Below are 23084 nucleotides of genomic sequence, written 5' to 3'. Positions count from 1 at the left end.
CCTTAAATCTGTCTGTATGAGTGAAACACCGCCTGCCTCCGAATCTAATTCGTCTTCTGACGCCGAATTTATAATTCGGGTGCAGGAAAAGATAAACTCGATCAGTGTTCATGATTGGGCAAAGCTTTCTGGCTCTTCAAAAACTGAATCTAGTATTCCTTATAACCCATTCATAAGTCACGCTTTTTTGAGTGCGCTTGAAGCCTCAGGCTGCGCTGTCCGTGACACTGGTTGGTTGGGACAGCATCTTGTTTTAGAAGATAATAAGGGAACCATACACGGCGTTGTACCTGGCTATATCAAGTCACACAGCCAGGGCGAATATGTGTTCGATCATGCTTGGGCCGATGCCTATGAGCGCGCCGGTGGCCGTTATTACCCCAAATATCAGGCTTCAGTGCCTTTTACGCCCGCGACAGGCCCGCGCCTTTTGGTTTCCAATTCGGTTAATGTGGATGCGGCGCGTGCAGCCTTGGCGCAAGCGATTACGCAATTGACGCAGCAGCTTAATCTTTCATCCGCGCATGTTACCTTTGGTGAAGAAGCCGATATTGCCGCTTTAAAGGCTGCAGGTTTCTTGCACCGGATGGATCAGCAGTTTCATTTTCGCAATGATAATTATGAAACTTATGATGATTTTCTGGGCACGCTGGCATCACGCAAACGCAAAAACCTGAAGAAAGAACGCGCGAACGCGCTGCAAAACGGCATCACGATTGAATGGCTAACGGGCTCCGATATTACCGAAGAAGTCATGGATGCTTTTTATGTGTTTTATGAAGATACCGGAGAGCGCAAATGGGGGCGGCCCTATCTCAATCGTCAGTTTTACAGCATCATTGCTGATACAATGGCGGATGATATTTTACTGATTATGGCAAAACGCGATGGCCAATATATTGCTGGTGCGATCAATTTTATTGGCGGCGATACGCTTTATGGCCGCCATTGGGGCTGCACAGAAAATCATCCGTTTTTGCATTTTGAAGTTTGCTACCACCAAGCGATTGATTTTGCGATTGAGCGTGGGTTGAAATATGTGGAAGCTGGCGCGCAAGGCGAGCACAAGCTCGCACGCGGCTATATGCCAACCATCACGCACTCTGCACACTATCTACCCAATGAAAGTTTTAACCGCGCTGTTGCGGATTACCTTGAACATGAGCGTGCAGAAGTGGCACATTTCGGAACGATTCTCAGCGATCACAGTCCATTTAAAAAGAGTAGAAACGCATGACGCAGTATGATCCCAATAATATTTTCAACAAGATTATAGCTGGTGAAATTCCATCTCACAAAGTCTATGAAGATGATGATACTTTTGCATTTATGGATGTAATGCCTGAATCAGACGGGCATTGTCTTGTTATACCGAAAACTGGATCGCGCAATTTACTCGATGCTGCTCCTATGACACTCGGCGGCTTGATCGTCGTGACGCAAAAGATCGCCGTTGCAGTCAAAAAAGCATTTAACGCTGATGGCATTATCATTCGCCAATTCAATGAAGAACCTGCAGGGCAAACAGTCTTTCACCTGCATTTTCACATTATTCCACGTTATGAGGGCGTTCCGCTTAAACGCCATACGGGGGAAATGGCAGATCATGAACTATTGGCTACTCATGCAGAGAAAATTCGCAATGCGCTTTAGAGCGCTTTGAGATCTTTCTTGAAGCGTTTGGCATTTTGAACATAATTTGCAGCTGAATCGCGCAGTTTTTGTGCTGAATTTTCATCCAAAGTGCGCACAACCTCGGCTGGTGAACCGACAATTAAGCTGTTTTCGGGAAACTCTTTGCCTTCTGTGACAAGCGCCCCGGCACCAACCAGTGAATTTTTGCCAATTTTTGCGCCGTTTAAAACAATTGCGCCAATGCCGATCAGTGAGTTTTCGCCAATTGTGCAGCCATGCAGCATAGCGCGATGGCCAATCGTGCACCCCTCGCCGATGGTCAGCGGATAGCCCATATCAGTATGCATACAGACATGTTCCTGCACATTGGTTCGCGCGCCAATATTGATCTGTTCATTATCACCGCGCAGTACCACGCCAAACCAGATGCCTGTGTCTTGGCCCAGCACAATATCGCCAATAATTTGCGCGTCATCAGCAATAAATGCTGGTCCATCACCTTGAAATTCGGGCTTTTTGTCAGCCAAATTATATAGCGTCATTTGAGTGCTCCGAACCTGTTCAATGTGTACTGTGTTACCAAGCCTAAATATTCAACAGCGACGGTTCAAGCGCTAGATAGGCTGAACGTGTTGCGATGAAGCCTAAAACACCGCTCCACAAAAGTGCAATCGTGCCATTTGCGATAAGTGCCAAGCCCCCTGACTTTTCTTCTCCGTGACGATTTTCATCGAAAAACCAGAGCTTTAAAACCAAAACGGGTCCGCAAAATGCAAAAACAAATGTTGAAAAAACAACGCCTAGATTTTCAACAGTGTGAATATCCATATTGGGCTCGGCGGCGAATATGGCCGACAATAGAAAATATATTGCCAGCGCCACCGCCATTCCGGCGATAATCATCATTAAAACAAACATTACACGCACACTCTTTACTAACTATTTACCATGATACTGCTCAATAGAGGGTGTGCCTAGCACCTGATTCCAGACTCTATCGGAGTAGTTAATGTCCGCTCAGGCCATGAACCCATCGCAAGAAGTTATAAGCCACGGCCTACCTCACATCGTTTGGCGGGTATTTACTGCCTTTGGCATTCTGGCTGTCTTGTCATTGGCGCTGTATTTATTTGGTCCGCTCTATGGCGAGCGAATGAGCCATGCTGGCCATTCAATGGATGAAACCACTTTGCCGATCAGCATTGGTAGCGATAGCTTTCAAATTCCGACCAATATGATCCGGCATGCGAACCAACGTATTGGCGGCAGCACGTCACGCATTGACCTTTATATCCATTGGCCTTCGCAGAGCGGCTACACTGTCGAACTTGCTCCTGCTTTTCGTGAAGCCAACCCAAAAGAAATTCAGCTTGTTTTGGCGAGCGTCACCAAGCGCCGCAGTTTTCTTGACATGGCGGATCGTTTTCAGCCCGTTTATCTTGATGCAATCGATCAAACGAAAATCAAGAAAATGAACAACGGCCTTTATGTTGCACCGCTGCTGAATGAATATGGTTATGTGAATGAAAAGCTTGTTTACGGCTTGGCGCAAGGCACAGATCGCCCAGAATTTATTGCGCGATGCCAAATGTCGACTGTTGCAGGCGACGGGCTGCTTTTGCCCTGCGAGACAGATATATTTATCGGTAATACGTCTGAAGCGAAATTTCGTTTTGCTACATCGCAGCTTGTCGAATGGCAGAGTTTCTCAAAAGAACTCAATGCATTTGCCGACCGCATATCAGCCGGCAAATAATTAGTTTAGAACGCTTAAAGATCTTCGAGATCGAAATCCAAGATAGACATCGAAAGATCGTAAGAGGTTTCGCCCTCATCAACGATTTTCGTTACAATGCCCAAGAACTCCTCGCCCATATAAAGCTCAGCAGAATCTTTGATCTTAGGACGCGCTTTGACAGCCAATGTTGGGTTGTTAAATGTCTTGCGAAAATATTTTGTTAGCAGTGCTAATTCGTCAGCGTTCACGCTCATTCTCCGGCTTTATGTTATAATTTAAGTGATCGCTGTGAACCATGCTCATTGATTCAGCGCAACCTCTTGGCAGATGATTATCCAATCAATTGGTCCATCGCGCGTGATGGCTCTGAACATCCGCTATCGCCAACGACTTTTGCAGGCACACCAGCAACTGTCTTCATCGGCGGAACTTCAGCCAAAACGACAGAACCAGCGGCAATTTTAGAGCAATGTCCAATTTTGATATTGCCAAGAATTTTTGCACCAGCGCCAATCAACACACCATTGCCAATTTTTGGATGGCGATCAGAGCCTTCTTTGCCCGTACCGCCAAGCGTTACAGCGTGCAAAATAGAAACATCATCACCAATCACCGCAGTTTCGCCAACAACCAATCCTGTTGCATGGTCAAGGAATATCCCTTTACCGATGCGCGCAGCCGGATTGATATCCGTTTGGAATACTGATGACGAACGGCTTTGAATATAAAGCGCCATGTCGCGGCGACCATTGTTTAAAAGCCAATGGGCAAGACGGTGCGCTTGTATGGCGTGAAAGCCTTTGAAATAGAGCACAGGCTCCAAATAGCGGCGGCATGCTGGATCGCGGTCATAGATAGCTTGAATATCGACACGCATAAAATGACCGAACTGATCATCGCTTTGTGCAAGTTCGCCAAATGCGTGGCGAATAATATCGGCAGGCACATCGGCATGATCAAGACGTTCGGCTATCCGGTGCGCAACGGCATCTTCAAGCGTTTTGTGGTTGAGTATAGACGAATACATGAATGCGCCGAGCAATGTTTCATCTTTGATCGCGTCCTGCGCTTCATGGCGAATGGACGACCAGATGGGATCAACAGGATTGATCTTTTCACGCGTGGCGATTGGATTTGAAGATGACATTGTCAGTTCCATTATTCGTTGCAGCTCATTTTTGAGCATCATTTAGAGCACAAAAGTAACACGGGAGCTAAATCAATCAAAGTTGATCATTTAAAAAGCTCAATGCAGTTTTTTTGAACGATGCATCGCCCACCGCTAACATATGGTCTCGGCGTTCGATTTCAAAGGCTTGCGCATTGCTCATCAGTGCTGCCAACGCACCAGGATCGCCTGCAATATCGTCTTTTGTGCCAACGGCGATAAGCGCTGGTGCTTTAATTTTGGCAATATCATCTTCAGAAACCAGCGTGCGCGATGCTTTTATGCATGCTGCTAGTGCAAATCGATCTGATTTTGTTTGGTCGGCAAATTTGCGGAAAGTACGCCCCTGCTCGTGTGTTACATCATCAAGCGAAGGCGCAAGCAGCGCGTCAGCAATTGGGTCCCATTCGCCGACACCTTTGACCATGCCGATGCCAAGGCCGCCGAAAATCACACTTTTTACTTTTTCAGGATGACGAAGCGCCAAGAACGCCGAAATACGTGCGCCCATCGAATAGCCCATGACATGCGCCTGCGCGATATCAAGATGATCCAGCAAGGCTGCGGCATCATCGGCCATTTTTTCCGGCATATAGGCTTCTGGCTCATGTGGCTTGTCACTGCCGCCATGACCGCGATTGTCTAGTGCAATCACGCGGTATCCGGCGCCCGTGAGCGTTTGCACCCAGCCGGGGCTTACCCAATTGACCCGTTTATTGGAGGCAAAGCCGTGAATCAGTAAAATCGGCGCACCGTCGCGCGGTCCTTCATCGAGGAATTCGAAGTTCAATTCGTCATGAATAAAGTCAGGCATTGTTGATCCAAGGTTGAGAAAGCCAATTTGCTATGTAGAAATTTTATTCAAGATTGGCTAGAGCATAGAAAGACAATAGCTTTTGAGCGATATAGCGGAGAATTTAGTATGGCTGGCGGCAAAACACCTCATTTCCATAATAGTGAAGGACATGCGCGCATTGAAGTTGGCGTGAAGGAATTCATGTGCATTGGTGCTTTACCACCTTATGACCATCCACATGTGTTTTTGGATATGGGTAGCGATTCAGAAAAAGTGTGTCCTTATTGCTCAACACTTTACGTTTACAATAGCGCACTTAAAGCTGAAGAAACGACACCGCTAGGGTGTGCGTTTGATATTTCTAAAGCTGCTTAATGCGTAAGATCGCCATTGTTGGTGGCGGTATTGCAGGGCTCACGTGTGCTCTTGCATTGGCAGCGCGCGGCATAAGTTCAACAATTTTTGAACAAGCGACAGCTTTAAAGGAAGTTGGTGCTGGCATTCAACTATCGCCTAATGCGGTAAAACCGCTTCAAGCGCTTGGTTTAATGTCGGCAATCAATGGTTTTGCCAGTGCACCGCGTTCAATCGATATTTATGCAGGCCGTTCGGGCAGCCATATCGTGCAATTGCCTTTGGGCGCATCAATCGAAAAACAATTCGGCGCGCCCTATCTATCAGTTCACCGCGCGGACCTTCAATTAGCATTGGCGCAAGCCTGTGAGCGCTCGCCTTTCATTGCGATTAATCTTGGCGCACAAATAGAACGCGTGCCGCTTGAGAATGGCCAAGCTGATATATTCGGCGATTTTTTCGATCTTGTGATTGCGGCCGACGGTGTGAACTCCAAACTGCGCAAGCAATGTTTTGCACTGGAACCCGTTGATACGGGCCTCATTGCTTGGCGCACGACAGTGCCGATGAACGAGCGTCCTCAAGCTTTCTCAAATCATTCAACGACTTTATGTCTTGGACGTTCTGCCCATCTGGTAACATACCCTATCGCATCAGGCTTGGAGCTGAATGCGGTTGCGATTCTGCCTGTCGGAACTCACATCAATGATGGTTTTAATCAATGGTCATCCAAATGGACGCCATTGTTTAAGGGCGACCAAGAATGGCTTGATTGGCCGCTGCGCGCTGCGCCGCGCCTACCCAGCCGCATGAGCGCTCCATTTGTGTTTATGGGCGATGCAGCGCACGCAATGCTGCCTTTTGCAGCACAAGGCGGCGCTATGGCGATTGAAGATGCTTTTACCTTGGCGACAGCCATCGCCAAATTGGACGATGATTCTCAGTCTTTGCAAAAATGGGCAAGCTTTCGCGAAAATCGTTCAGAAAAAGTTGCGGCGCTGGCACGGCAAAACAAACATATTTACCACCTGCCCGCCCCGCTGGCTCTGGCACGTAATTCGAGCATGGCTCTGCTTGGCGCAAAACGTCTTATGGCGCGGCAAAACTGGATTTATGGCTTTGATGCAACCGCTTGGAGCCCTAATTCAAGCGACTGAGATGTTGGTGTCCACACGCCAACGCCAATGCCAATTTCTCGCAAGCGTCTGCCCGTCCATGTATTGCAGCTTAGCCAAGGCGCAAAGCGCCCTTTGCCTTTGTAAAAACGATCGCCAAAACCTTGCGTGACATCCAGCGGCTCCGTGCTTGAGAAGAAGCGTTTCATGTCTTCAAGCAAAGCTTCATATTGCGGCACAGATATTTCGAACGCATATACATTTTCCCCTGCCGCCAAAGCGCCAAGCGGCGTGATGTGCATGACAGATTCATCAAATGCGAGTGCTTTGGCAGCGATGCTAAGTGTTAAATCTGATACGGCCATCAAGCTGGTGTAAGCGGTTTTCGATCCCCAGCCCAAAGCCCAATATTCAACTTGGTCAAGTTGGACGGGATAATCATCTTCTATAAGGTCCAACCGTTCAAACGTGTCACCGCCAAGCCTCGGCACGGCGATATCTGAGTGAAAACCGTTAGAAAGAACATAGATCGTGATGGTCTCATCGCCTTGAGCATCATTACTGATGGTAGCAGGAAAAGGCACGGCCCCAAGCAAAAGCGCCGCGATCAAGATGATCACGGCGCCCGCAAAATATTTAAAGATACGCAGCAGCAATTAATGCAAGATCTGGCTCAAGAACAATTTTGTGCGTTCATGTTGCGGGTTGTCAAAGAACTCATCTGGTTCGTTCTGTTCAACAATCTGACCTTGGTCCATGAAAATCACACGGTTCGCAACCTGACGCGCAAAGCCCATCTCGTGCGTTACGCAAAGCATTGTCATGCCTTCTTCTGCAAGACCAACCATTGTATCGAGCACTTCTTTGATCATTTCTGGATCAAGCGCTGATGTTGGCTCATCAAACAGCATAATGCGCGGGTTCATACACAAAGAGCGTGCAATCGCCACACGTTGCTGCTGGCCACCGGAAAGCTGGCCTGGATATTTATGCGCCTGCTCAGGAATTTTAACGCGCTCAAGAAAGTGCATTGCTGTTTCTTCAGCTTCCTTCTTGGGTGTTTTACGCACCCAAATTGGTGCCAAAGTACAGTTTTCCAAAATTGTGAGATGCGGAAAAAGATTAAAGTGCTGAAACACCATGCCAACTTCGCGGCGCACTTCATCAATCTTTTTCAAATCATTGGTGAGCTCAATTCCATCAACAACGATCTTGCCCTTCTGGTGTTCTTCCAGACGGTTGATACAGCGGATCATTGTCGATTTGCCAGAACCTGACGGTCCAGCAATAACAATGCGCTCGCCGCGCATGACTTTTAGATTGATGTCTTTGAGCACATGAAAGTCGCCATACCATTTGTGCATACCGTCAATTTCAACGGCCACTTCAGTATCTGACACTTGCATTTTTGAGCGATCGACGCCCTTTTCGTCTTTTACGGCGTTATCAGTTGCCATTTTAGTAATCCTAACTTTTGTGGCCAGTGTCGAGACGACGTTCCATATACATGGAATAGCGTGACATGCCGAAACAGAAAATGAAGTAAATAATAGCTGCGAAGATCAAGCCTGTCGCAGGTGTTTTCGAAGAGGCCCAGTTCGCATCTGTGAAGTTAAGCTGAACAATGCCTAGAAGATCGAAAATACCAATAATCAGAACAAGTGTCGTATCTTTAAACAGACCGATAAAGGTGTTCACGATGCCCGGAATAACCAGCGTCAACGCCTGCGGTAAGATGATAAGACGTGTGCTCTGCCAGAATGTCAGAGCCATAGCGTCACCCGCTTCGTACTGACCTTTTGGAATTGCCTGCAACCCGCCCCGAATAACCTCCGCCATATAGGCTGAAGCAAACAGTGTTACACCGACCAATGCACGCAGCAATTTGTCGAAAGAAACACCATCGGGCAAGAAAAACGGTAGCATTACCGACGACATAAACAGCACCGTAATAAGCGGTACACCGCGCCAGAACTCGATAAAGATAATCGAGAGCATCTTGATGATTGGCATATTAGAGCGGCGCCCAAGCGCCAAGAATATGCCGAATGGAAACGAAACGACGATACCAACAATGGCAACGACGAGCGTGACCAACAGGCCGCCCCATAGAGAGGTTTGAACCGGCTCTAGCCCAAGCTTTCCCGTTAGCAGAATGAACGCCAAAATTGGGAAAATAATGAGAACGAAAATAGCGTTCCATTTTTTATAAGGCACAGATGGCATTGCGAGCGGAATTACGCCAGCAACCAAAAGGATACCTGTTAAATCCACGCGCCAACGCTCTTCGAATGGGTAACGCCCATACATAAATTGAGCGAATTTTGCATCAACAAAGGCCCAACAAGCACCAGCACCTGGCACAATACAAGCTTCTCGGTTGTCACCTGTCCAAATCGCATCCGCAATCAGGAAGCGAAACATAGGCGGGATAATATAAACGAGCAGTAATAATGCAAAGATCGTGAATAATGTATCCGGGATTGTTGCAAAGAGGTTCTGACGCAACCAAGCGACAGGGCCTTTGGCGTTGATGGGTGCAGGTTGTTCCTGCACCATTTCAGTTCTTACATATGCAAGTGAGTGATTTCGATCTTGTGCCATGGTTTATCTCTCCACCAGCGATACGCGGCTGTTAAACCAGTTCATGAAGGTCGATGTAATGAGTGAAATTGCCAGATAGACAAGCATTGTCATCAAAACAACCTCAACCGCTTGTCCGGTCTGGTTCAGCACCGTACCGGAGAAAACAGCAACAAGATCAGGATATCCGATCGCAACCGCCAAAGACGAGTTTTTGGTAAGGTTCAAATATTGGCTTGTTAGCGGCGGAATAACCACACGCATCGCCTGAGGCACAATCACTTTACGCATTGTAATGTTCGGACGAACACCCAGCGCGTAAGCAGCCTCTGTTTGACCTTTGGATACAGCTAAGATGCCGGAGCGCACAATTTCAGCGATAAAGGATGCTGTATAAAGTGACAAACCAAGCAACAAAGCGACAAATTCCGGCAAGACAACCGAACCACCATTGAAGTTAAATCCGCCAAGTTTTGGATTTTCAATTGTAAACGGAAAGCCTGTTACAACCAGTGCAAGCAATGGTAGGCCAACAATCAACGCAAAACCGACCATAATCGTTGGAAATTGCTGCCCCGTCGCCATTTGGCGGCGTTTAGCCCATTTTCCGACAATCACAGCGGCGATTACACCAATAATCACAGCCCATAAAATGGCAGACGCACCTGCTTCTGGAATGAATTTTGGAATGGCAAGGCCACGGTTACTTAAGAAAATATCGCCGACTTGCATCGCATCGCGAACATTCGGCAGCACACCCAATACGGCTTTGTACCAAAACAAAAGCTGCAACAATAGCGGTATGTTACGCAAAGTCTCGACGTAAATCATACAGATTTTACGGACGAGATAATTCTTAGAGAGACGACCGATGCCGACAGAAAACCCAATAATTGTCGCAAAAAATATGCCGAGAGCTGAAACGAGCAATGTGTTCGTCAAACCGACATAAAAGGCGCGTAAATAGGAACTGTCATTCGTATATTCTATCAATGACTGGCTTATATCAAAGCCGGCACGATCCGTCAGAAAGCCGAAGCCAGAGGCAACATTTGCTTTCTCAAGGTTTGTGATCGCATTATTAACGCCGGCATAAACGAGCCAAGCGACAATAGCGACAGTCAGACATTGGAAAAATATAGAGCGTGCAACGGGATCGTATAAAAGCGAAGCTTTACTGCTTTGAGCATTGCTGTCGTTATTCATTGTTCAATCACCAAACGCATGTGAATTTATAATACAAAATGGCCCATCCAAAGGGATGGGCCATGATATTTCGTAGCTCTTAACGGACAGGCGGTGCGTACTGCAAACCACCATCAGACCACAAAGCGTTTGTGCCACGTTCAATTTTCAGCGGTGAACCAGCACCAACTGTTCTATCAAAAACTTCGCCGTAGTTACCGACAGTTTTGATGATGTTGTATGCCCAATCAGCGCTTAGGCCGATTGACTCACCGAAGTCGCCTTCTGCACCGAGCAGACGTTTGATGTTCGGGTTATCGCTGTCTTTTTCAAGATCAACATTTTCAGATGTAAGACCAAGCTCTTCAGCGTTGACCATTGCATTGTGTGTCCACTTTGCAATGTTGAACCACTGGTCGTCGCCCTGACGAACAACAGGACCGAGAGGCTCTTTTGAAATGATCTCAGGAAGCACTGTGTGTGCGTCTGGATCTTCAAGTGTCAAACGGATTGAATAAAGGCCAGATGCGTCAGTTGTGTAAACGTCACAACGGTTCGCTGCATAAGCTGCGTTCACTTCTTCAAGTTTTTCGAAAACAACTGGCTTATATTCCATGTTGTTAGCTTTGAAGTAGTCAGTAAGGTTCAATTCAGTTGTTGTACCTGTTTGTACGCAAACTGATGCGCCTGAAAGCTCAAGAGCTGAGTTAAGGCCGAGAGCCTTACGAACCATGAAGCCCTGACCGTCGTAATAGTTTACGCCAGCAAAGTTCAAACCAAGCTGCGTGTCGCGGCTCATTGTCCATGTTGTGTTACGTGAAAGAACGTCGATCTCACCAGACTGAAGAGCTGTAAAGCGCTCTTTAGCAGTCAAAGCAGTGAACTTAACTTTCGTTGGATCACCGAAGACAGCAGCTGCAATACCACGGCAATATTCAACATCAATACCAGACCATTCGCCGGCATCATCCGGTGCAGAAAAGCCTGCAAGTCCTGTGCTCACGCCGCACTGTACAAAGCCTTTAGCTTTAACATCGTCTAGCGTTGCAGCAGAAGCTGTTGATGCGCTTAGTGCGAGTGCAGCAGACGCAAGCATTCCTGTAAAAATTTTCGTTTTCATATGAGTTGAACCCCTTGGTTTCTCAAGTTGTGATTTACGGGCCTGAGTACTAAATAATTTATTGTGAATATGATTATATGACTTCGTAATAAGGCCCTCGCCAGATCACGAACAATTATCAGTACCTCCCAATACCCAAGACATATCCAAGGCCAAAACTACGTAACCGTCAAGTAAAAAACCATATTTTCTACATAGATAGGTAAATGGCGTACCGTTATGGAACTGGGCCACCTTGCAAATGTCCGTTATAAAGGCATCGCGCACAGTGTTGCTGCAACACGATTAAAAAGAAGGCGCGCGCTCAATCATATGCCATCGCAAACGAGACGTTCTCTTGAGCGCGCATTGTGATTCGCAGCCACACTCAAAACATTACCTAGAGTAATCAGATTAGCATTTAAGAACGGGGAATAATGCATTCGGCATAAGCTTGAACATGGCAGAACGGCTTGCCAGCCACCGCGCGAACACCAGCGTCATCATGGCACCTATCAAATAACCGGCAATAACATCCGATAAGTAATGTGCATTGGCCGCAACCCTTGCGAAGGCCAAAAATGAGAAAGCGATTAATGCTGGCCAGCGAATTGCTGGCATATAAAGCGCGATAATCATACCAATTGAGCCGGCCGTTGCTGAATGCCCAGAAGGGAAACTTTGAAAGACGTGCGAAAACTCGAATGATGAAAACACATAAGGTCCAAACTCATCAAATGTTCGCGGCCGGCCCCTTCCCACACATTGCTTGATAATATTCACAATAATGCCAGGCCCTAAGATCGCAACAAAGATAAATGCCGCACGCTCATAAGAACGCACAAGCAGCTTTTGCCGCTGCAGATTGCGACATCGCCAATCACACGACGAAATGATTACCATGATGAGCGCTGCTGGAATGAGATAGTAATGCGCTTTTACCGCATCGGTGACACTGCGCAGGAACGCGAAAAAATCGCTGTTCGTGTGACGCATATGAAGAGAGATTTGGCCGTCAAAATGACTTGCCAGAAAAACGAATGCGGCGGCAAGAACCACAAAGACAGTGAATTCATCAGGCCAAATTTTCAAACCATTGTTGCGCCTTCTACCACATGAGCGCATCCACACCTTGTCTGCGGTCGTGCTTATATTGAGCGCCGTGTCGTCAAACATCTTGGGACGGTTAATCTGCCTGACAGATTGATACACTCTTTCCAACCCTACCCCCACAATTTGACGATCCCCATAGGGCGAGCCATGAATTCGTGGTGGAGGCTTAGCTTTGTTTTATGACAGCCGTTTAAAAGCAGAGCAGCTATAATGGACGCTTTGCGCGGTTAATTCTGCCCTTAAAGCGCGGTACTGTGTGATGAAGTGAATTTTGGCGAACCCGGAAGGATTCGAACCTTCGACCTGATGATTAGAAGTCACCTGCTCTATCCAACTGAGCTACGGGTCCACACAAGCCATGCCTTAGCCATTACAATTGGCTTCGACAAGGCTGTTCGGCAATTAAATAATTAAATAGACGCACTAGTGCGTCCAAGGAACCTTACGGTCAAATTTGAAATTGTCTGAATAGGTCGCGTTGCGGCGCTTTTGCAGCTTTGGCTCTTCTAAGCGATAAGCCAGCCCTTGCTTTTGAGCATAAGCAACAGCGTCCTCTTTGCTGGTGAAGCGCAATTTGACCTGTGCTTGTGTGTCATCAGACGAGGTATACCCCATTAGAGGGTCAATGCTTTTAGCAGAAGAACGATCAAACTCGACAAGCCACACGCTTGCTTTGCCCTTGCCGGACTGCATTGCGGTTTTTGCTGGGCTATAAATGCGTGCGGTCATTAATCTTAATCCTAATTGAATAGAGCAAGCCGTTGGGAAAATGGTTGAAGCGGCATGATTCGAACCTGCGAACCTCTGATCTCAACCCAACTTTTGACCTGCAAGTACCATGCAAAATAATGGTTGTTAAGTCAGAAAATGTGAGAACAATCCAAAACATACGCCTTCTACACCGCACCATGATGCAGCATTTCGTTGTTTCCTTTTGCAAGGAACCAAAACGCTACAGCAGCCTATGCTCTATCGGCACTCGCCTGGGCGCAAGATGCGATAGCCAGCGCTGCGCGCCGTGCAGGCATTGGAAAAGCTACGTACGGACCCCTTGCGTTGTGCGCAGACGGGCGCAAACTCGCGCGTACACACTTTTGAAGGACCGTTCTGCTGCGGGCGGCATTTGCCTTGACTTACAGGACGGAACCCCTTGGCGCGCGCCATGCAAGCATTGGCGAATGTGCGCTGTTCCTTGCCATCTCGGGCGCAGACAGGGCTGTATTCCTTCGTGCAAATTTGTGGGCGGTCGGGGCGTGGTGGTCGCGGACGCTCCGCACCTTCCTCAACGACAACGGTGCAGCTTGTTAGAATGACAGCGGCGCCCAGCAGTGTCGCAGCCCTAGGAATAAGATTTGACCAGAGTATCGGCATAGTTTCCCTCCGCAAAGACTGCGTTACCAGCTAATCTATTGGCTTCTTCCACATTATTTCAGCGGATCAGCGACAAATGATTTTATTTCTCTGAGGAATTCCATAGCTCACAACTTGCAACTTGGCAATTTTGCACCCGCGGACAAGTTTAAGTGAGGTAGCGACGTATGTGATAACTATTAGAAATGTTGGGAAGTAAATGGTCGGAGCGGCAGGATTCGAACCTGCGACCCTCTGGTCCCAAACCAGATGCGCTACCAGGCTGCGCTACGCTCCGACTTCGTGTTTCCACGCTGGCAGTCCACTACACGGCTGATTGGAAATGAGCAATACATAGAATGCAAAGATTCCAAATAAATTTGCTTTTTTTGCGTTTTTTTTATTGAGCAGCACCAATTACTGGATGTTCGAGCGTCTGCCCGACATTGATCCCAAGCTTTTGTGATAAACCTGCGTGAATTTCAAAGGCATATTGAGCCGGCGCGCGTGATGGAATCGGCGTTGTGGAAAACGGCGTGGTGTCACGGGCAATATGAACAATCACACCTTTGGTATCGGCATAAATGATATCCAGCGGTGTTGGCGTGTTTTGCATCCAAAAGAATCGCTGCGCCTCACCATCAAAGACAAAGAGCATGCCGCTGCTTTCAGGCAGATCCACTCTATGCATAAGGCCAGCTGACCTTTGCGCTTCTGTATGCGCAATCTCAATGTCAAACTGACCCAACATTTCTGCCTGATCATATACCGTCAGTTTTTCTGCGTGAACGTCCAGCCGCATTGGTTCTTGTGCGTTACCGCACGCGGCGGCAAAGAAAAACATGAAAAGGCTGATAAATATCTTCATAGGGTACACGCCTGTTAGAAAGGTGGTTTACCCTATATCAATGTGATGCAGGCGGCTGCAATCCAATGTCAGGATAAATTTCGGCGGCCATAAGGCCCTTATCCCCATTGCCAAAGCGCACGATAACCATTTGCCCAGGCCTTAGTTCGGTTAAGCCGAAACGGCGCAAGGTTTCCATATGGATGAAAATGTCTTCTGTCCCCTCGCCGCGCGACAGAAAGCCAAAACCTTTGGTTCGATTGAACCATTTTACAAGCACACGCTCTAAACCGCTGGTCGGGACAATATGCTCGTGAGTTTTTACTTCATTGCTGGCAGGATTAACCGCTGTGGACGTATCCATGGACAGAACGTGAAAAGCTTGAAGCCCGCGCTGACCTTTGTTTGCTTCACAAACAATTCGCGCACCCTCAAGGGCTGTTTGAAAACCATCTCGTCTAAGGCAAGTCACGTGAAGCATCACATCGCCATATTCAGCAATGTCAGGTGTTATAAAACCGTAGCCTTTACCAATATCAAACCATTTGATAGTGCCGGTAATCTCTACAGATACAACTTTTTCGCCGTTGTGATCGACGAATTCTGCGCTTTCTGGACTCTGCGACTTTTCACTCATTACAAACTACCCCTCGGAAACAGGTTTAACCACATAGGTTCGGGCCTGATTCGAACGAAGCATAACATCTGTCTGCACCAATACGGAATAAACAAAAGGTAAAGTTTTAATAAAAACACCCAACTTTTTTTGGTTGCCGCTTTAAATCATCGCCCTATTGTCGCATTAAACAACATTGCGGCACAGATTCGCAGGTACAAATAGAGATTTTAGTCAGGAGCATTCAATGCGTTATCTTCACACCATGGTTCGCGTCAAAAACCTTGAGGAATCATTGGATTTTTACTGCAACAAATTTGGCCTTGAGGAAGTCGACCGCATCGACAATGAAAAAGGTCGCTTTTCACTAATCTTTCTTGCAGCACCCGAAGACAAAGCAAGTTTCCTAGAGGGTAAAGCACCAGCCCTTGAACTTACTTATAATTGGGACCCTGAAGAATATGAGGGTGGACGCAACTTTGGCCATTTGGCCTATGTGGTTGATGACATTTATGCACTGTGCGCGAAATTGCAGGATGCAGGCGTGACAATCAACCGACCGCCACGCGATGGGCATATGGCATTTGTGCGCTCACCGGACGGCATTTCGATTGAAATTTTGCAAAAAGGTGAACGCTTAGAACCTAAGGAGCCGTGGGCTTCTATGGAAAACACTGGCAGCTGGTGAAGAGTACCTTAGAGTACTCAGTTCATTTTTCTGCCTCATTTGAATATTATCGCATTTATTATAGTTTCTTATGGGTGGTGGTAAGGACTTTGTTTACCAACAAAGTCCATGTAAGATTTTTACGATTACCACAGGAATCGGGGGTACGGGCTTGAGACGCATAGCTAAGCGAAACAGATATTTGACGGCTAGCGTTGCGTCTTTATGTGGCTCTATCTTTCTAAGTGGATGCGTAAGCTCTTCTATCAATACCTCTGAAGGCTTTGCTGCCGCGCCTCAAATTCCACAAACGTCTGATATTCTTGCGCTGAACGAAGATGATGTTCTTGAAGCGTCTGGCTCACAAGAAGTCGCCGATTTGGCCGATGAGATGGATGAGGAAGAAGATGATTCAGACGTTGCGCTAACGGCTTTATCTGAAACAGAAGTACCCTCGCTCGCGACAGCTCAATTACCCGTTGCATCGCTTGCAGGGCAATCAGCTATTGTATCGGATGCCCCGCAAGCTGTTATTGCCGAAGCAACAAGCGATATAAATGATGTTGCCACACAGCGCATCGCAGCGGCTGCATCTGCACCGGTTGGCAATTCTACATCGGGTATCAATCCTGCGCCTGCAGATACGTCTACGACCGCAAGTATTGCTGGTACCTCTTTTTCTACCATCACGCCATCTGCTCCTATAGCAACCGCGGCGCTGGCACCCCAAGTGAATACTAAACCTGCTAAGAATCGTCCTGGATTTTTGAGCGCACTCTTTGGTAATGCGCCTAAAAAGCCAGCGGTTCCTGTTGGCGGTTCTCAAAAGATAGCCGCAAAGTCTGCTCCAGCGCCGCGGCGCATTATCGCAACGGCCTCTGCAGCTGGCACAAACTCAGCCCTGCCCGGTGTCGACCGTCAGCGGGCTCTGGGAATCAGCAATAGTTCTTCTTCATCAAATGAGCCTATTCAAGTTGCATCCGCTGCAGGTCTTGCACGTTTGGCGCCGAACGGACTTCAAACGCAGACCAGCAGCGTTGATGTTAAATGTTTAAAACCAGCGCTTGTGCGTGTGCTCAAACAGGTTGAACGAAAATACGGCAAACCAGCGGTGGTAACATCAGGCTATCGCAGCCCATCACGCAATAAACGCGCGAGCGGTGCTAAGAATTCACTCCATATGTATTGCGCTGCGGCTGATATTCAGGTCGAGGGCGTTGATAAATGGGCGTTGGCTAAATATTTGCGCTCAATGCCTGGGCGCGGCGGTGTTGGTACTTACTGCCACACAAAATCTGTCCACATCGACATTGGTCCGAATCGTGACTGGAACTGGCGCTGTCGCCGTAAAAAATAATCTAAGCCGAAGCGACTCGGCTTTACGATTCCCGATAATCACACCTCACTTCAACATTTAAGCATCAACTCACTGATATTTGGCACATTTGTGTTCGGTATTTTTCGGTGTGCGTTTTAACATGTGCATTATTTCAGTTCTCAACAGCCGATTTAGGCCCGTTTTCTGCTGTTTATCGGACTCTTGTGAAATTCATTTGAAAAAAGATCATTCAGATGAAGAAACAGGGTTGCGGCCTTAAAATTTCTTGCATATATACCGCGCATCTTGGACGCGCCCTTCGTCTATCGGTTAGGACGCCAGATTTTCATTCTGGAAAGAGGGGTTCGATTCCCCTAGGGCGTACCAAGATATTTCCCCTAAAATCATTGCACTATTGTGACAGCATCCAGTTAATCGCTGCACGCCAATCGATCATACGAATTGGTGTTCCGTGCGTTCCAGTTTCAAAGCGCACCATGCGCACCGGAAGCCCGTTGCTGCGTGCGCGCGCATAAAATGATTCAACCTGTTGAATATCGAAAACAGTGTCATGGCTTCCATGCGCGATATAAAGCGACACCTTGCGTTTACCTGCCGCAGAAGCAAACAGCGCGTCATTCCAGAACGATCCCAGCAGAGCGATGCCGTCCAAGCGCTGTGCGATATTATTTTGATCTGCCAGCGCATAACAAACCGCGCCGCCCGCAGAGCCGCAAGCCAGCACAATTTTAGCGCTTGGCGAATTTGCTGCAGCCTGACCAATCAGCGCTTCAATCTTTGCTATATCGCTTTGCGCAAAATCACCGGCATCGGGCGATAGATACAGACCGTTATTTTTAAGCATCAGCATTTTGATACGGTTGAAATTGCCGCCAAAACTATGGTCATTGACGCCTTGCTTGGCATTGCCGCCCTTGCCGTGAATATAGATTGTGATGAAACGCGCATTGCTGGTTTTTCCAGCGTACTGATAGTTCAGCGCACCTGCTGGCGTTTCTAATTGTGCTGACTTGGTCGCGCGCCTGCCTGCAAGATCGACATATTGGCGCTTAGCGCGTCTTTCAGGCACAGCGTCGCGCTCATTAATATCGCGTAGCTCGCGGTAATCGACTTTAAGATAAGCACCGCCATCGCGCTCTTCTAATGTTTGCGGATAGGCAAATAGACGATCTTTGAACGGCTTGAGTGTTTCTTGACCGTTCGCGTTGACGGCGGAAAACAACAGCGCGAAAGTGACGGCAGAAATTCCAGTAATTCTCATTATGTTGCAACCCTTTGGCCTTGCTGCCGTAACCCAATAAATCAGTTCATCATCATAGGCATTTAGATCGGCATGAAAAGACTATCGATCTAGTGGACATTTGGTCCAAATTGCATCATGGGAACATTATGGCCCATGTAAAACCCATATTACCGGAAAAAGATTGCGCGCATTGCGGGCGTGTCATGGTTTGGCGCAAAGCTTGGGCCAAGAACTGGGAAGATGTGAAATTCTGTTCGCAGCGCTGCCGCCGCGAAGCAAAATCCAGCAAAACCTCCGATCAGCCGCGCAAATAAGTCTGGTAAAGTTCGGGCGTGTCGATATCGACAAGAACACCTGCGCTACATTCAACATCAACAATGTGCCCTGCCTCAAAAATTGTGCGTGCGCCCTCATCGCCAATGAGCTGCGCTTTGAACTGTTTGGCAAAGCACAGCGGCAAAATGACAGGGTTTCCATTCTTTCCATCATGTACGGCACGAATAATAGCATTGGGCGCTACTTTGCATTGCTCCACGAGCCTATTGATATCTTGCGCAGTAACATCAGGCATATCGCCCAATATTATCATAATATGTGACGCAGATAGCGCGGCGGCATAATCCAGCGCGGCTTTGACGCTATGGGCCATATTGTTGGATTTTATCGTGCGGTAGCTGACTTTGTCATGCGCCTTATTAATTGCGATTTCTCTGGCCTCATGCAGCAGCACAGCAATAGTCTCAAGCTTGGAGGTATCGGCGGTTGCAATCACGGCCTCTAAGACAGTTTGCCCGTCACGCGCAGCCAGCATCAGCTTATCTTTGCCCATGCGGCGAGACTGGCCTGCTGCGAGAATAGTGCCGATGATATTTTCTGGCTGCTTTCTCAAAGTCAAAACCCAAAGCTTGAAATTTCAATCAGTGAACCGCGTCCATGGCCGAATTTGAGTATCACCCTATGCCCCATCCCTAAGGCGGAGCACTTGAATAATTTCTGCCATGATCGCCACAGCAATTTCTGCAGGGCTTGCCGCTGCAATATCAAGGCCAATGGGCGATGATATACGGCTAATCTTCTCTTGTAATATGCCTGCTTCAGCTAAACGCTCCACACGTTTACTGTGCGTTTTTCGGCTGCCTAGCGCACCGACATAAAGGCAATTGGCATAGAGCGCTTCAATGAGTGGTGCGTCGTCAATCTTTGGATCATGGCTCACAGCCACCAATGCGGTGTATGTATCAAGCGGATGTGCAGCCAGATAATCCTCTGGCCACTGCGCATAGACATCCACACCGGGAAAACGCTCAGGCGTTGCAAAGGCGGTGCGTGGATCAACAATATCAATTGTGTAATCAACCGCTTTTGCGATTTGTGCCAATGCCTGCGAAATATGCACGGCGCCAATGACAACAATACGCAAAGCTGGCACATGGGCATTGATAAAAAAGCGCCGACCCTCTGTATCGAAAATAGAAGATTTTCCAGAACGAAGGGCTGCCTGTATCGCATTGCCAAGGGGCCCTTGAATGACATCGCTGCCCGCTTGTTTTACCAGTCGGTCACGCCCGTCACTAAGGTCCGTTACAACGGCGCAAGCGCGCCGTGCTGCACGTTCTATATTGAGTTTTTTAAGAAGGTTCGGGTCCATGTCAGCCTACACGCTCCAGATAGACTTCAATGCGCCCGCCGCAGCTTAAACCCACGCGCCATGCTGTTTCATCAGCAACGCCGAATTCCAGCATTTTAGGCTCGCCGCTTTTCATCACCTCGGACGCTTCTTCAATGACAGCGCCTTCAACGCATCCGCCAGATACCGAACCTTCAAATGTCCCATCTTCACAAATCACCAAATGACTACCGACGGGCCGCGGTGCAGAACCCCATGTTTTAACGACAGTTGCGATGACAACTTCTTTGCCCTCAAGCATCCATCTCTCGGCATGGATGAGCGGATCTAGCATATCCATCATGCACCTTTCGCGGTCGGTTTAGCCAAGCCTTATCATAGGGCTTTATGGGATTGCGACCACCCTGTATCGAGTTTCCAATCAAGATTTTTATTGCTGGTAATGATCCATATAATGATCTTCGCAGCTTAAGTAGACTTTCGATATTATGTCTTGCTCTGATCGCAATCCCGTTGCATCAAAGGCATATGAGATTGCAGCCTTTTAAAACCGCATTGACCTGCACATTTATTTTCAGCGCCTTTACGGTCATGGCGCAAGAAATGCAGCTTATCGCGCCGATGAGCGGCACCAGCACCTTTATTGGCAAGCAGATGGTCAAAGGTTCCGGCCAAGATGCTGCTGATGATGCGTGCAAAGCCGAAACGGCGACTACCGCGACAGATACAGCGCTTAAAAATGGTGCGCGCTTTATCTATGGCCTACCCTGTATTGAGGCATTAGATGCTGCCGCAGATCGTGTCGTTGCCAGTGACGATGATGCTATCATTCTGGCGCTTGGCGTTGAAGTTGATGACATTACCAATCGCGACAAACGTGCTCATTGGCCCGTATTTCGCCTTGGCCCTAAAACATCTGATGAAGCCGTCATTATTGGCAAGTATTTGAAAGCATCATGGCGCGATAAACCTTTTGCAATCATTGATGATGGTACGCTTTATGGGCGGCAATTGGCGCAAGATGTGCGTGCGCTGCTTGAAGACGATAAATTGACACCCGTTTTTACCGACACTTACCGCCCATTGCTTGAGCGCCAAGCGGGTCTTGTGCGGCGCATTGTTAAATCTGGTGCAACACATGTGTTTGTTGGCGGCGATGCCTATGATGTTTCCATTATGGGGACCGATGCACAGGCGATTGGCGCTGATCTTGTTTTTGCAGGTGGCAGCGCATTTCTTGCCCCGCCAGCAGATGGCACATTGCCTGAAGGCGCACTATTTGCCGGACTATCTGATGCTTCCAAAAGCACGGACGGCGCCTATTTTGCAGCCTTGGCAATGGCGGCGAGCCAGATCGGCACGCAAGCTTTAAACTATGCCAAAGACAACGATACGACTATGGCGCGTGCGATGACGGCACAACCGTTTGAGACAAATTTAGGCTTAATCCGCTTTGATCTAAATGGAGAAAACGACCGCCAATGGTTCAGCGTGTTTGAAGTTAAAGACGGTAAGCCAACTCCAATACAGGAAAACAACGGATGATTACCCGCGGCCCCCGCAATCTAATTACTGATATTGATGGCTTGAGCGTTGGCAATGCGCAAGATTTAGCTTTGAAATCCGGCGTTACGGCCCTGATTTGTGACAAACCCTATACCACCAGCGTGCAGGTACTTGGCGGCGCACCCGGCTCACGCGAGACAGATCTGCTTGCACCGCAAAACACCGTCGGCGGTGTTGATGCGCTTGTTTTATCGGGCGGCTCTGCCTTTGGCCTTGATGCTGCATCAGGCGTTGCCAATAGTTTGAGAAGCCAAGGGCGCGGGTTTGAAATTGGGCCAGTGCGCGTGCCAATTGTGCCTGCCGCGATCCTTTTTGATTTGATCAATGGCGGCGATAAAAGCTGGGGTGATCAATCGCCCTATATGGCGCTCGGCGCTCAGGCAGCTCAAAATGCGGCACAAGATTTTTTCCTTGGCTCCGTTGGTGCTGGCGCTGGTGCATTGAGCGCAAACATCAAAGGCGGACTTGGGTCTGCATCCTCTGTGATTGAAGCACATGGCGTGACCATTGGCGCACTGGTTGCAGCCAACCCACTTGGCAGCACAATAATCGGCGATACACATCATTTCTGGGCGGCACCATTTGAACTTGATGATGAGTTTGGCGGTTGTGGATATCCCTCACCGATGCCAAAAGATGCCAAGGATTTGCGCATTAAATTCCGTGATCGCGGTCCTGCACAATCCGGCACCAATACGACCATCGGCATTATTGCAACGGATGCTAAGCTTAGCAAAGCTGAATGTCAGCGCCTTGCGATTGCTGCGCATGATGGGTTCACCCGCGCGATATGGCCATCACACACACCGCTTGATGGTGACCTGATTTTTGGTGTTTCTACAGGCACTGTGGATTTGAAAGGCTCGCTTGATGCGATGATTGATATTTGTGCTGTTGCGGCCAGCACAATGGCACGTGCTGTGGCGCGCGGTATCTATGAAGCAACACCGCAAGACGGGGATATTATGCCTGTTTGGTCGTCTTTGCGTTGACTTGAGTGCGCTCAAAGGCCAATCAGAGCCCACCTTAATCATGCTTACGGA

29 protein-coding genes and 3 tRNA genes are annotated in these 23084 nt (G+C 48.1%); 11 read left to right on the top strand and 21 right to left on the bottom strand.

Annotated elements, in window-relative coordinates; all coding sequences use genetic code 11:
* Positions 1-16: 16 nt before the first annotated feature.
* Both C504_RS0102825 and C504_RS0102820 read left to right on the top strand, forming a co-directional pair.
* Entirely contained in the window at positions 17-1237 is a 1221-nt protein-coding gene (locus C504_RS0102825; RefSeq protein ID WP_018687788.1) for a GNAT family N-acetyltransferase, read from the top strand.
* The gene (locus tag C504_RS0102820; protein ID WP_018687787.1) at positions 1234-1653 is read left to right on the top strand and encodes an HIT family protein; all 420 of its coding nucleotides are present in this window, start codon (positions 1234-1236) and stop codon (positions 1651-1653) included. Before C504_RS0102825 ends, C504_RS0102820 begins: the two co-directional genes overlap by 4 nt.
* Here the strand turns inward: C504_RS0102820 and C504_RS0102815 are convergent.
* Positions 1650-2177, bottom strand: coding sequence for a gamma carbonic anhydrase family protein (locus C504_RS0102815; protein WP_018687786.1), 528 nt, complete (start codon positions 2175-2177; stop codon positions 1650-1652). The genes C504_RS0102820 and C504_RS0102815 overlap by 4 nt on opposite strands.
* A gap of 43 nt (positions 2178-2220) precedes the next feature.
* Positions 2221-2553 (bottom strand): DUF6949 family protein, encoded by a 333-nt coding sequence (locus C504_RS0102810; protein WP_018687785.1) that lies wholly within the window; start codon positions 2551-2553, stop codon positions 2221-2223.
* 91 nt (positions 2554-2644) lie between these two features.
* Here C504_RS0102810 and C504_RS0102805 point away from each other — a divergent pair, with 91 nt between their 5' ends.
* A complete protein-coding gene (locus tag C504_RS0102805; RefSeq protein WP_018687784.1) occupies positions 2645-3391 on the top strand; it encodes a hypothetical protein in 747 nt (248 codons plus the stop codon).
* A 14-nt stretch (positions 3392-3405) separates the two neighbouring features.
* Here C504_RS0102805 and C504_RS0102800 read toward each other — a convergent pair whose 3' ends face one another.
* From C504_RS0102800 to C504_RS0102790, 3 genes are all read right to left on the bottom strand, one after another.
* On the bottom strand, positions 3406-3627 hold the full coding sequence (locus C504_RS0102800) for a DUF3126 family protein (protein ID WP_035266389.1): 222 nt from the start codon (positions 3625-3627) through the stop codon (positions 3406-3408).
* Positions 3628-3704: 77 nt separating this feature from the next.
* Entirely contained in the window at positions 3705-4520 is an 816-nt protein-coding gene (gene cysE / locus C504_RS0102795) for a serine O-acetyltransferase (RefSeq protein WP_026317169.1), read from the bottom strand.
* 76 nt (positions 4521-4596) lie between these two features.
* Positions 4597-5355 (bottom strand): alpha/beta fold hydrolase, encoded by a 759-nt coding sequence (locus C504_RS0102790; protein WP_018687781.1) that lies wholly within the window; start codon positions 5353-5355, stop codon positions 4597-4599.
* Between the two features lie 108 nt (positions 5356-5463).
* Between C504_RS0102790 and C504_RS0102785 the strand changes: the two genes are divergently transcribed.
* Together C504_RS0102785 and C504_RS17080 are read left to right on the top strand one after the other, a co-directional pair.
* Entirely contained in the window at positions 5464-5712 is a 249-nt protein-coding gene (locus tag C504_RS0102785; protein WP_018687780.1) for a zinc-finger domain-containing protein, read from the top strand.
* Positions 5712-6848: an FAD-dependent monooxygenase gene (locus C504_RS17080; protein WP_018687779.1), complete on the top strand. Its 1137-nt coding sequence runs from the start codon at positions 5712-5714 to the stop codon at positions 6846-6848. The genes C504_RS0102785 and C504_RS17080 overlap by 1 nt, the downstream gene beginning before the upstream one ends.
* Here the strand turns inward: C504_RS17080 and C504_RS0102775 are convergent.
* The 12 genes from C504_RS0102775 to C504_RS0102715 all read right to left on the bottom strand — a co-directional run bounded on the left by C504_RS0102775 (position 6803) and on the right by C504_RS0102715 (position 15620).
* The gene (locus C504_RS0102775; protein WP_169385076.1) at positions 6803-7426 is read right to left on the bottom strand and encodes a DUF2459 domain-containing protein; all 624 of its coding nucleotides are present in this window, start codon (positions 7424-7426) and stop codon (positions 6803-6805) included. The genes C504_RS17080 and C504_RS0102775 overlap by 46 nt on opposite strands.
* A gap of 36 nt (positions 7427-7462) precedes the next feature.
* A complete protein-coding gene (locus C504_RS0102770; protein WP_018687777.1) occupies positions 7463-8263 on the bottom strand; it encodes an amino acid ABC transporter ATP-binding protein in 801 nt (266 codons plus the stop codon).
* 10 nt (positions 8264-8273) lie between these two features.
* Positions 8274-9410: an amino acid ABC transporter permease gene (locus C504_RS0102765; protein WP_018687776.1), complete on the bottom strand. Its 1137-nt coding sequence runs from the start codon at positions 9408-9410 to the stop codon at positions 8274-8276.
* Between the two features lie 3 nt (positions 9411-9413).
* Positions 9414-10595, bottom strand: coding sequence for an amino acid ABC transporter permease (locus C504_RS0102760; protein ID WP_018687775.1), 1182 nt, complete (start codon positions 10593-10595; stop codon positions 9414-9416).
* Positions 10596-10674: 79 nt separating this feature from the next.
* Positions 10675-11694, bottom strand: a complete 1020-nt coding sequence (locus tag C504_RS0102755) for an amino acid ABC transporter substrate-binding protein (RefSeq protein ID WP_018687774.1) — start codon at positions 11692-11694, stop codon at positions 10675-10677.
* 393 nt (positions 11695-12087) lie between these two features.
* Positions 12088-12849, bottom strand: a complete 762-nt coding sequence (locus C504_RS18230) for a phosphatase PAP2 family protein (RefSeq protein ID WP_018687772.1) — start codon at positions 12847-12849, stop codon at positions 12088-12090.
* Between the two features lie 209 nt (positions 12850-13058).
* Positions 13059-13135: transfer RNA gene (locus C504_RS0102740), tRNA-Arg, on the bottom strand.
* A 74-nt stretch (positions 13136-13209) separates the two neighbouring features.
* Entirely contained in the window at positions 13210-13515 is a 306-nt protein-coding gene (locus C504_RS0102735; protein WP_018687771.1) for an ETC complex I subunit, read from the bottom strand.
* A gap of 240 nt (positions 13516-13755) precedes the next feature.
* Entirely contained in the window at positions 13756-14157 is a 402-nt protein-coding gene (locus C504_RS0102730) for a Kazal-type serine protease inhibitor family protein (RefSeq protein ID WP_018687770.1), read from the bottom strand.
* 200 nt (positions 14158-14357) lie between these two features.
* Positions 14358-14434 (bottom strand) — tRNA-Pro (locus C504_RS0102725).
* 102 nt (positions 14435-14536) lie between these two features.
* Positions 14537-15004 carry a DUF192 domain-containing protein gene (locus C504_RS0102720; RefSeq protein ID WP_018687769.1) on the bottom strand — a complete coding sequence of 156 codons (468 nt, stop codon included), beginning with the start codon at positions 15002-15004 and terminating at the stop codon, positions 14537-14539.
* 37 nt (positions 15005-15041) lie between these two features.
* Positions 15042-15620, bottom strand: coding sequence for a cold-shock protein (locus C504_RS0102715; protein ID WP_018687768.1), 579 nt, complete (start codon positions 15618-15620; stop codon positions 15042-15044).
* Between the two features lie 226 nt (positions 15621-15846).
* Between C504_RS0102715 and C504_RS0102710 the strand changes: the two genes are divergently transcribed.
* From C504_RS0102710 to C504_RS0102700, 3 genes are all read left to right on the top strand, one after another.
* Positions 15847-16287, top strand: a complete 441-nt coding sequence (locus C504_RS0102710; protein WP_018687767.1) for a VOC family protein — start codon at positions 15847-15849, stop codon at positions 16285-16287.
* 151 nt (positions 16288-16438) lie between these two features.
* Positions 16439-17623 carry a D-Ala-D-Ala carboxypeptidase family metallohydrolase gene (locus C504_RS0102705; RefSeq protein WP_041951546.1) on the top strand — a complete coding sequence of 395 codons (1185 nt, stop codon included), beginning with the start codon at positions 16439-16441 and terminating at the stop codon, positions 17621-17623.
* 273 nt (positions 17624-17896) lie between these two features.
* A tRNA-Glu gene (locus C504_RS0102700) sits at positions 17897-17971 on the top strand.
* 25 nt (positions 17972-17996) lie between these two features.
* Here the strand turns inward: C504_RS0102700 and C504_RS0102695 are convergent.
* A complete protein-coding gene (locus C504_RS0102695) occupies positions 17997-18866 on the bottom strand; it encodes an alpha/beta hydrolase (protein ID WP_018687765.1) in 870 nt (289 codons plus the stop codon).
* A 128-nt stretch (positions 18867-18994) separates the two neighbouring features.
* Here C504_RS0102695 and C504_RS18485 point away from each other — a divergent pair, with 128 nt between their 5' ends.
* Positions 18995-19162: a DUF2256 domain-containing protein gene (locus C504_RS18485; protein ID WP_018687764.1), complete on the top strand. Its 168-nt coding sequence runs from the start codon at positions 18995-18997 to the stop codon at positions 19160-19162.
* On the opposite strand, the gene C504_RS0102685 is transcribed toward C504_RS18485, so the two are convergent.
* From C504_RS0102685 to C504_RS0102675, 3 genes are all read right to left on the bottom strand, one after another.
* Positions 19147-19737, bottom strand: a complete 591-nt coding sequence (locus tag C504_RS0102685; RefSeq protein WP_018687763.1) for a nucleotidyltransferase family protein — start codon at positions 19735-19737, stop codon at positions 19147-19149. The genes C504_RS18485 and C504_RS0102685 overlap by 16 nt on opposite strands.
* Positions 19738-19803: 66 nt before the next feature.
* A complete protein-coding gene (locus C504_RS0102680; protein WP_018687762.1) occupies positions 19804-20496 on the bottom strand; it encodes an XdhC family protein in 693 nt (230 codons plus the stop codon).
* A 1-nt stretch (position 20497) separates the two neighbouring features.
* On the bottom strand, positions 20498-20818 hold the full coding sequence (locus C504_RS0102675; protein WP_018687761.1) for an XdhC family protein: 321 nt from the start codon (positions 20816-20818) through the stop codon (positions 20498-20500).
* Between the two features lie 191 nt (positions 20819-21009).
* Here C504_RS0102675 and C504_RS17070 point away from each other — a divergent pair, with 191 nt between their 5' ends.
* Together C504_RS17070 and C504_RS0102665 are read left to right on the top strand one after the other, a co-directional pair.
* Positions 21010-22020: an ABC transporter substrate-binding protein gene (locus C504_RS17070; protein ID WP_169385075.1), complete on the top strand. Its 1011-nt coding sequence runs from the start codon at positions 21010-21012 to the stop codon at positions 22018-22020.
* Positions 22017-23033: a P1 family peptidase gene (locus tag C504_RS0102665; RefSeq protein ID WP_018687759.1), complete on the top strand. Its 1017-nt coding sequence runs from the start codon at positions 22017-22019 to the stop codon at positions 23031-23033. The genes C504_RS17070 and C504_RS0102665 overlap by 4 nt, the downstream gene beginning before the upstream one ends.
* Positions 23034-23084: the final 51 nt, after the last annotated feature.

This window comes from Ahrensia kielensis DSM 5890 (assembly GCF_000374465.1).
In the GTDB taxonomy this organism is placed as follows: domain Bacteria; phylum Pseudomonadota; class Alphaproteobacteria; order Rhizobiales; family Rhizobiaceae; genus Ahrensia; species Ahrensia kielensis.
Note: the sequence above shows the minus strand (reverse complement) of the source record. Positions and strands in the feature narration are given on the sequence as shown.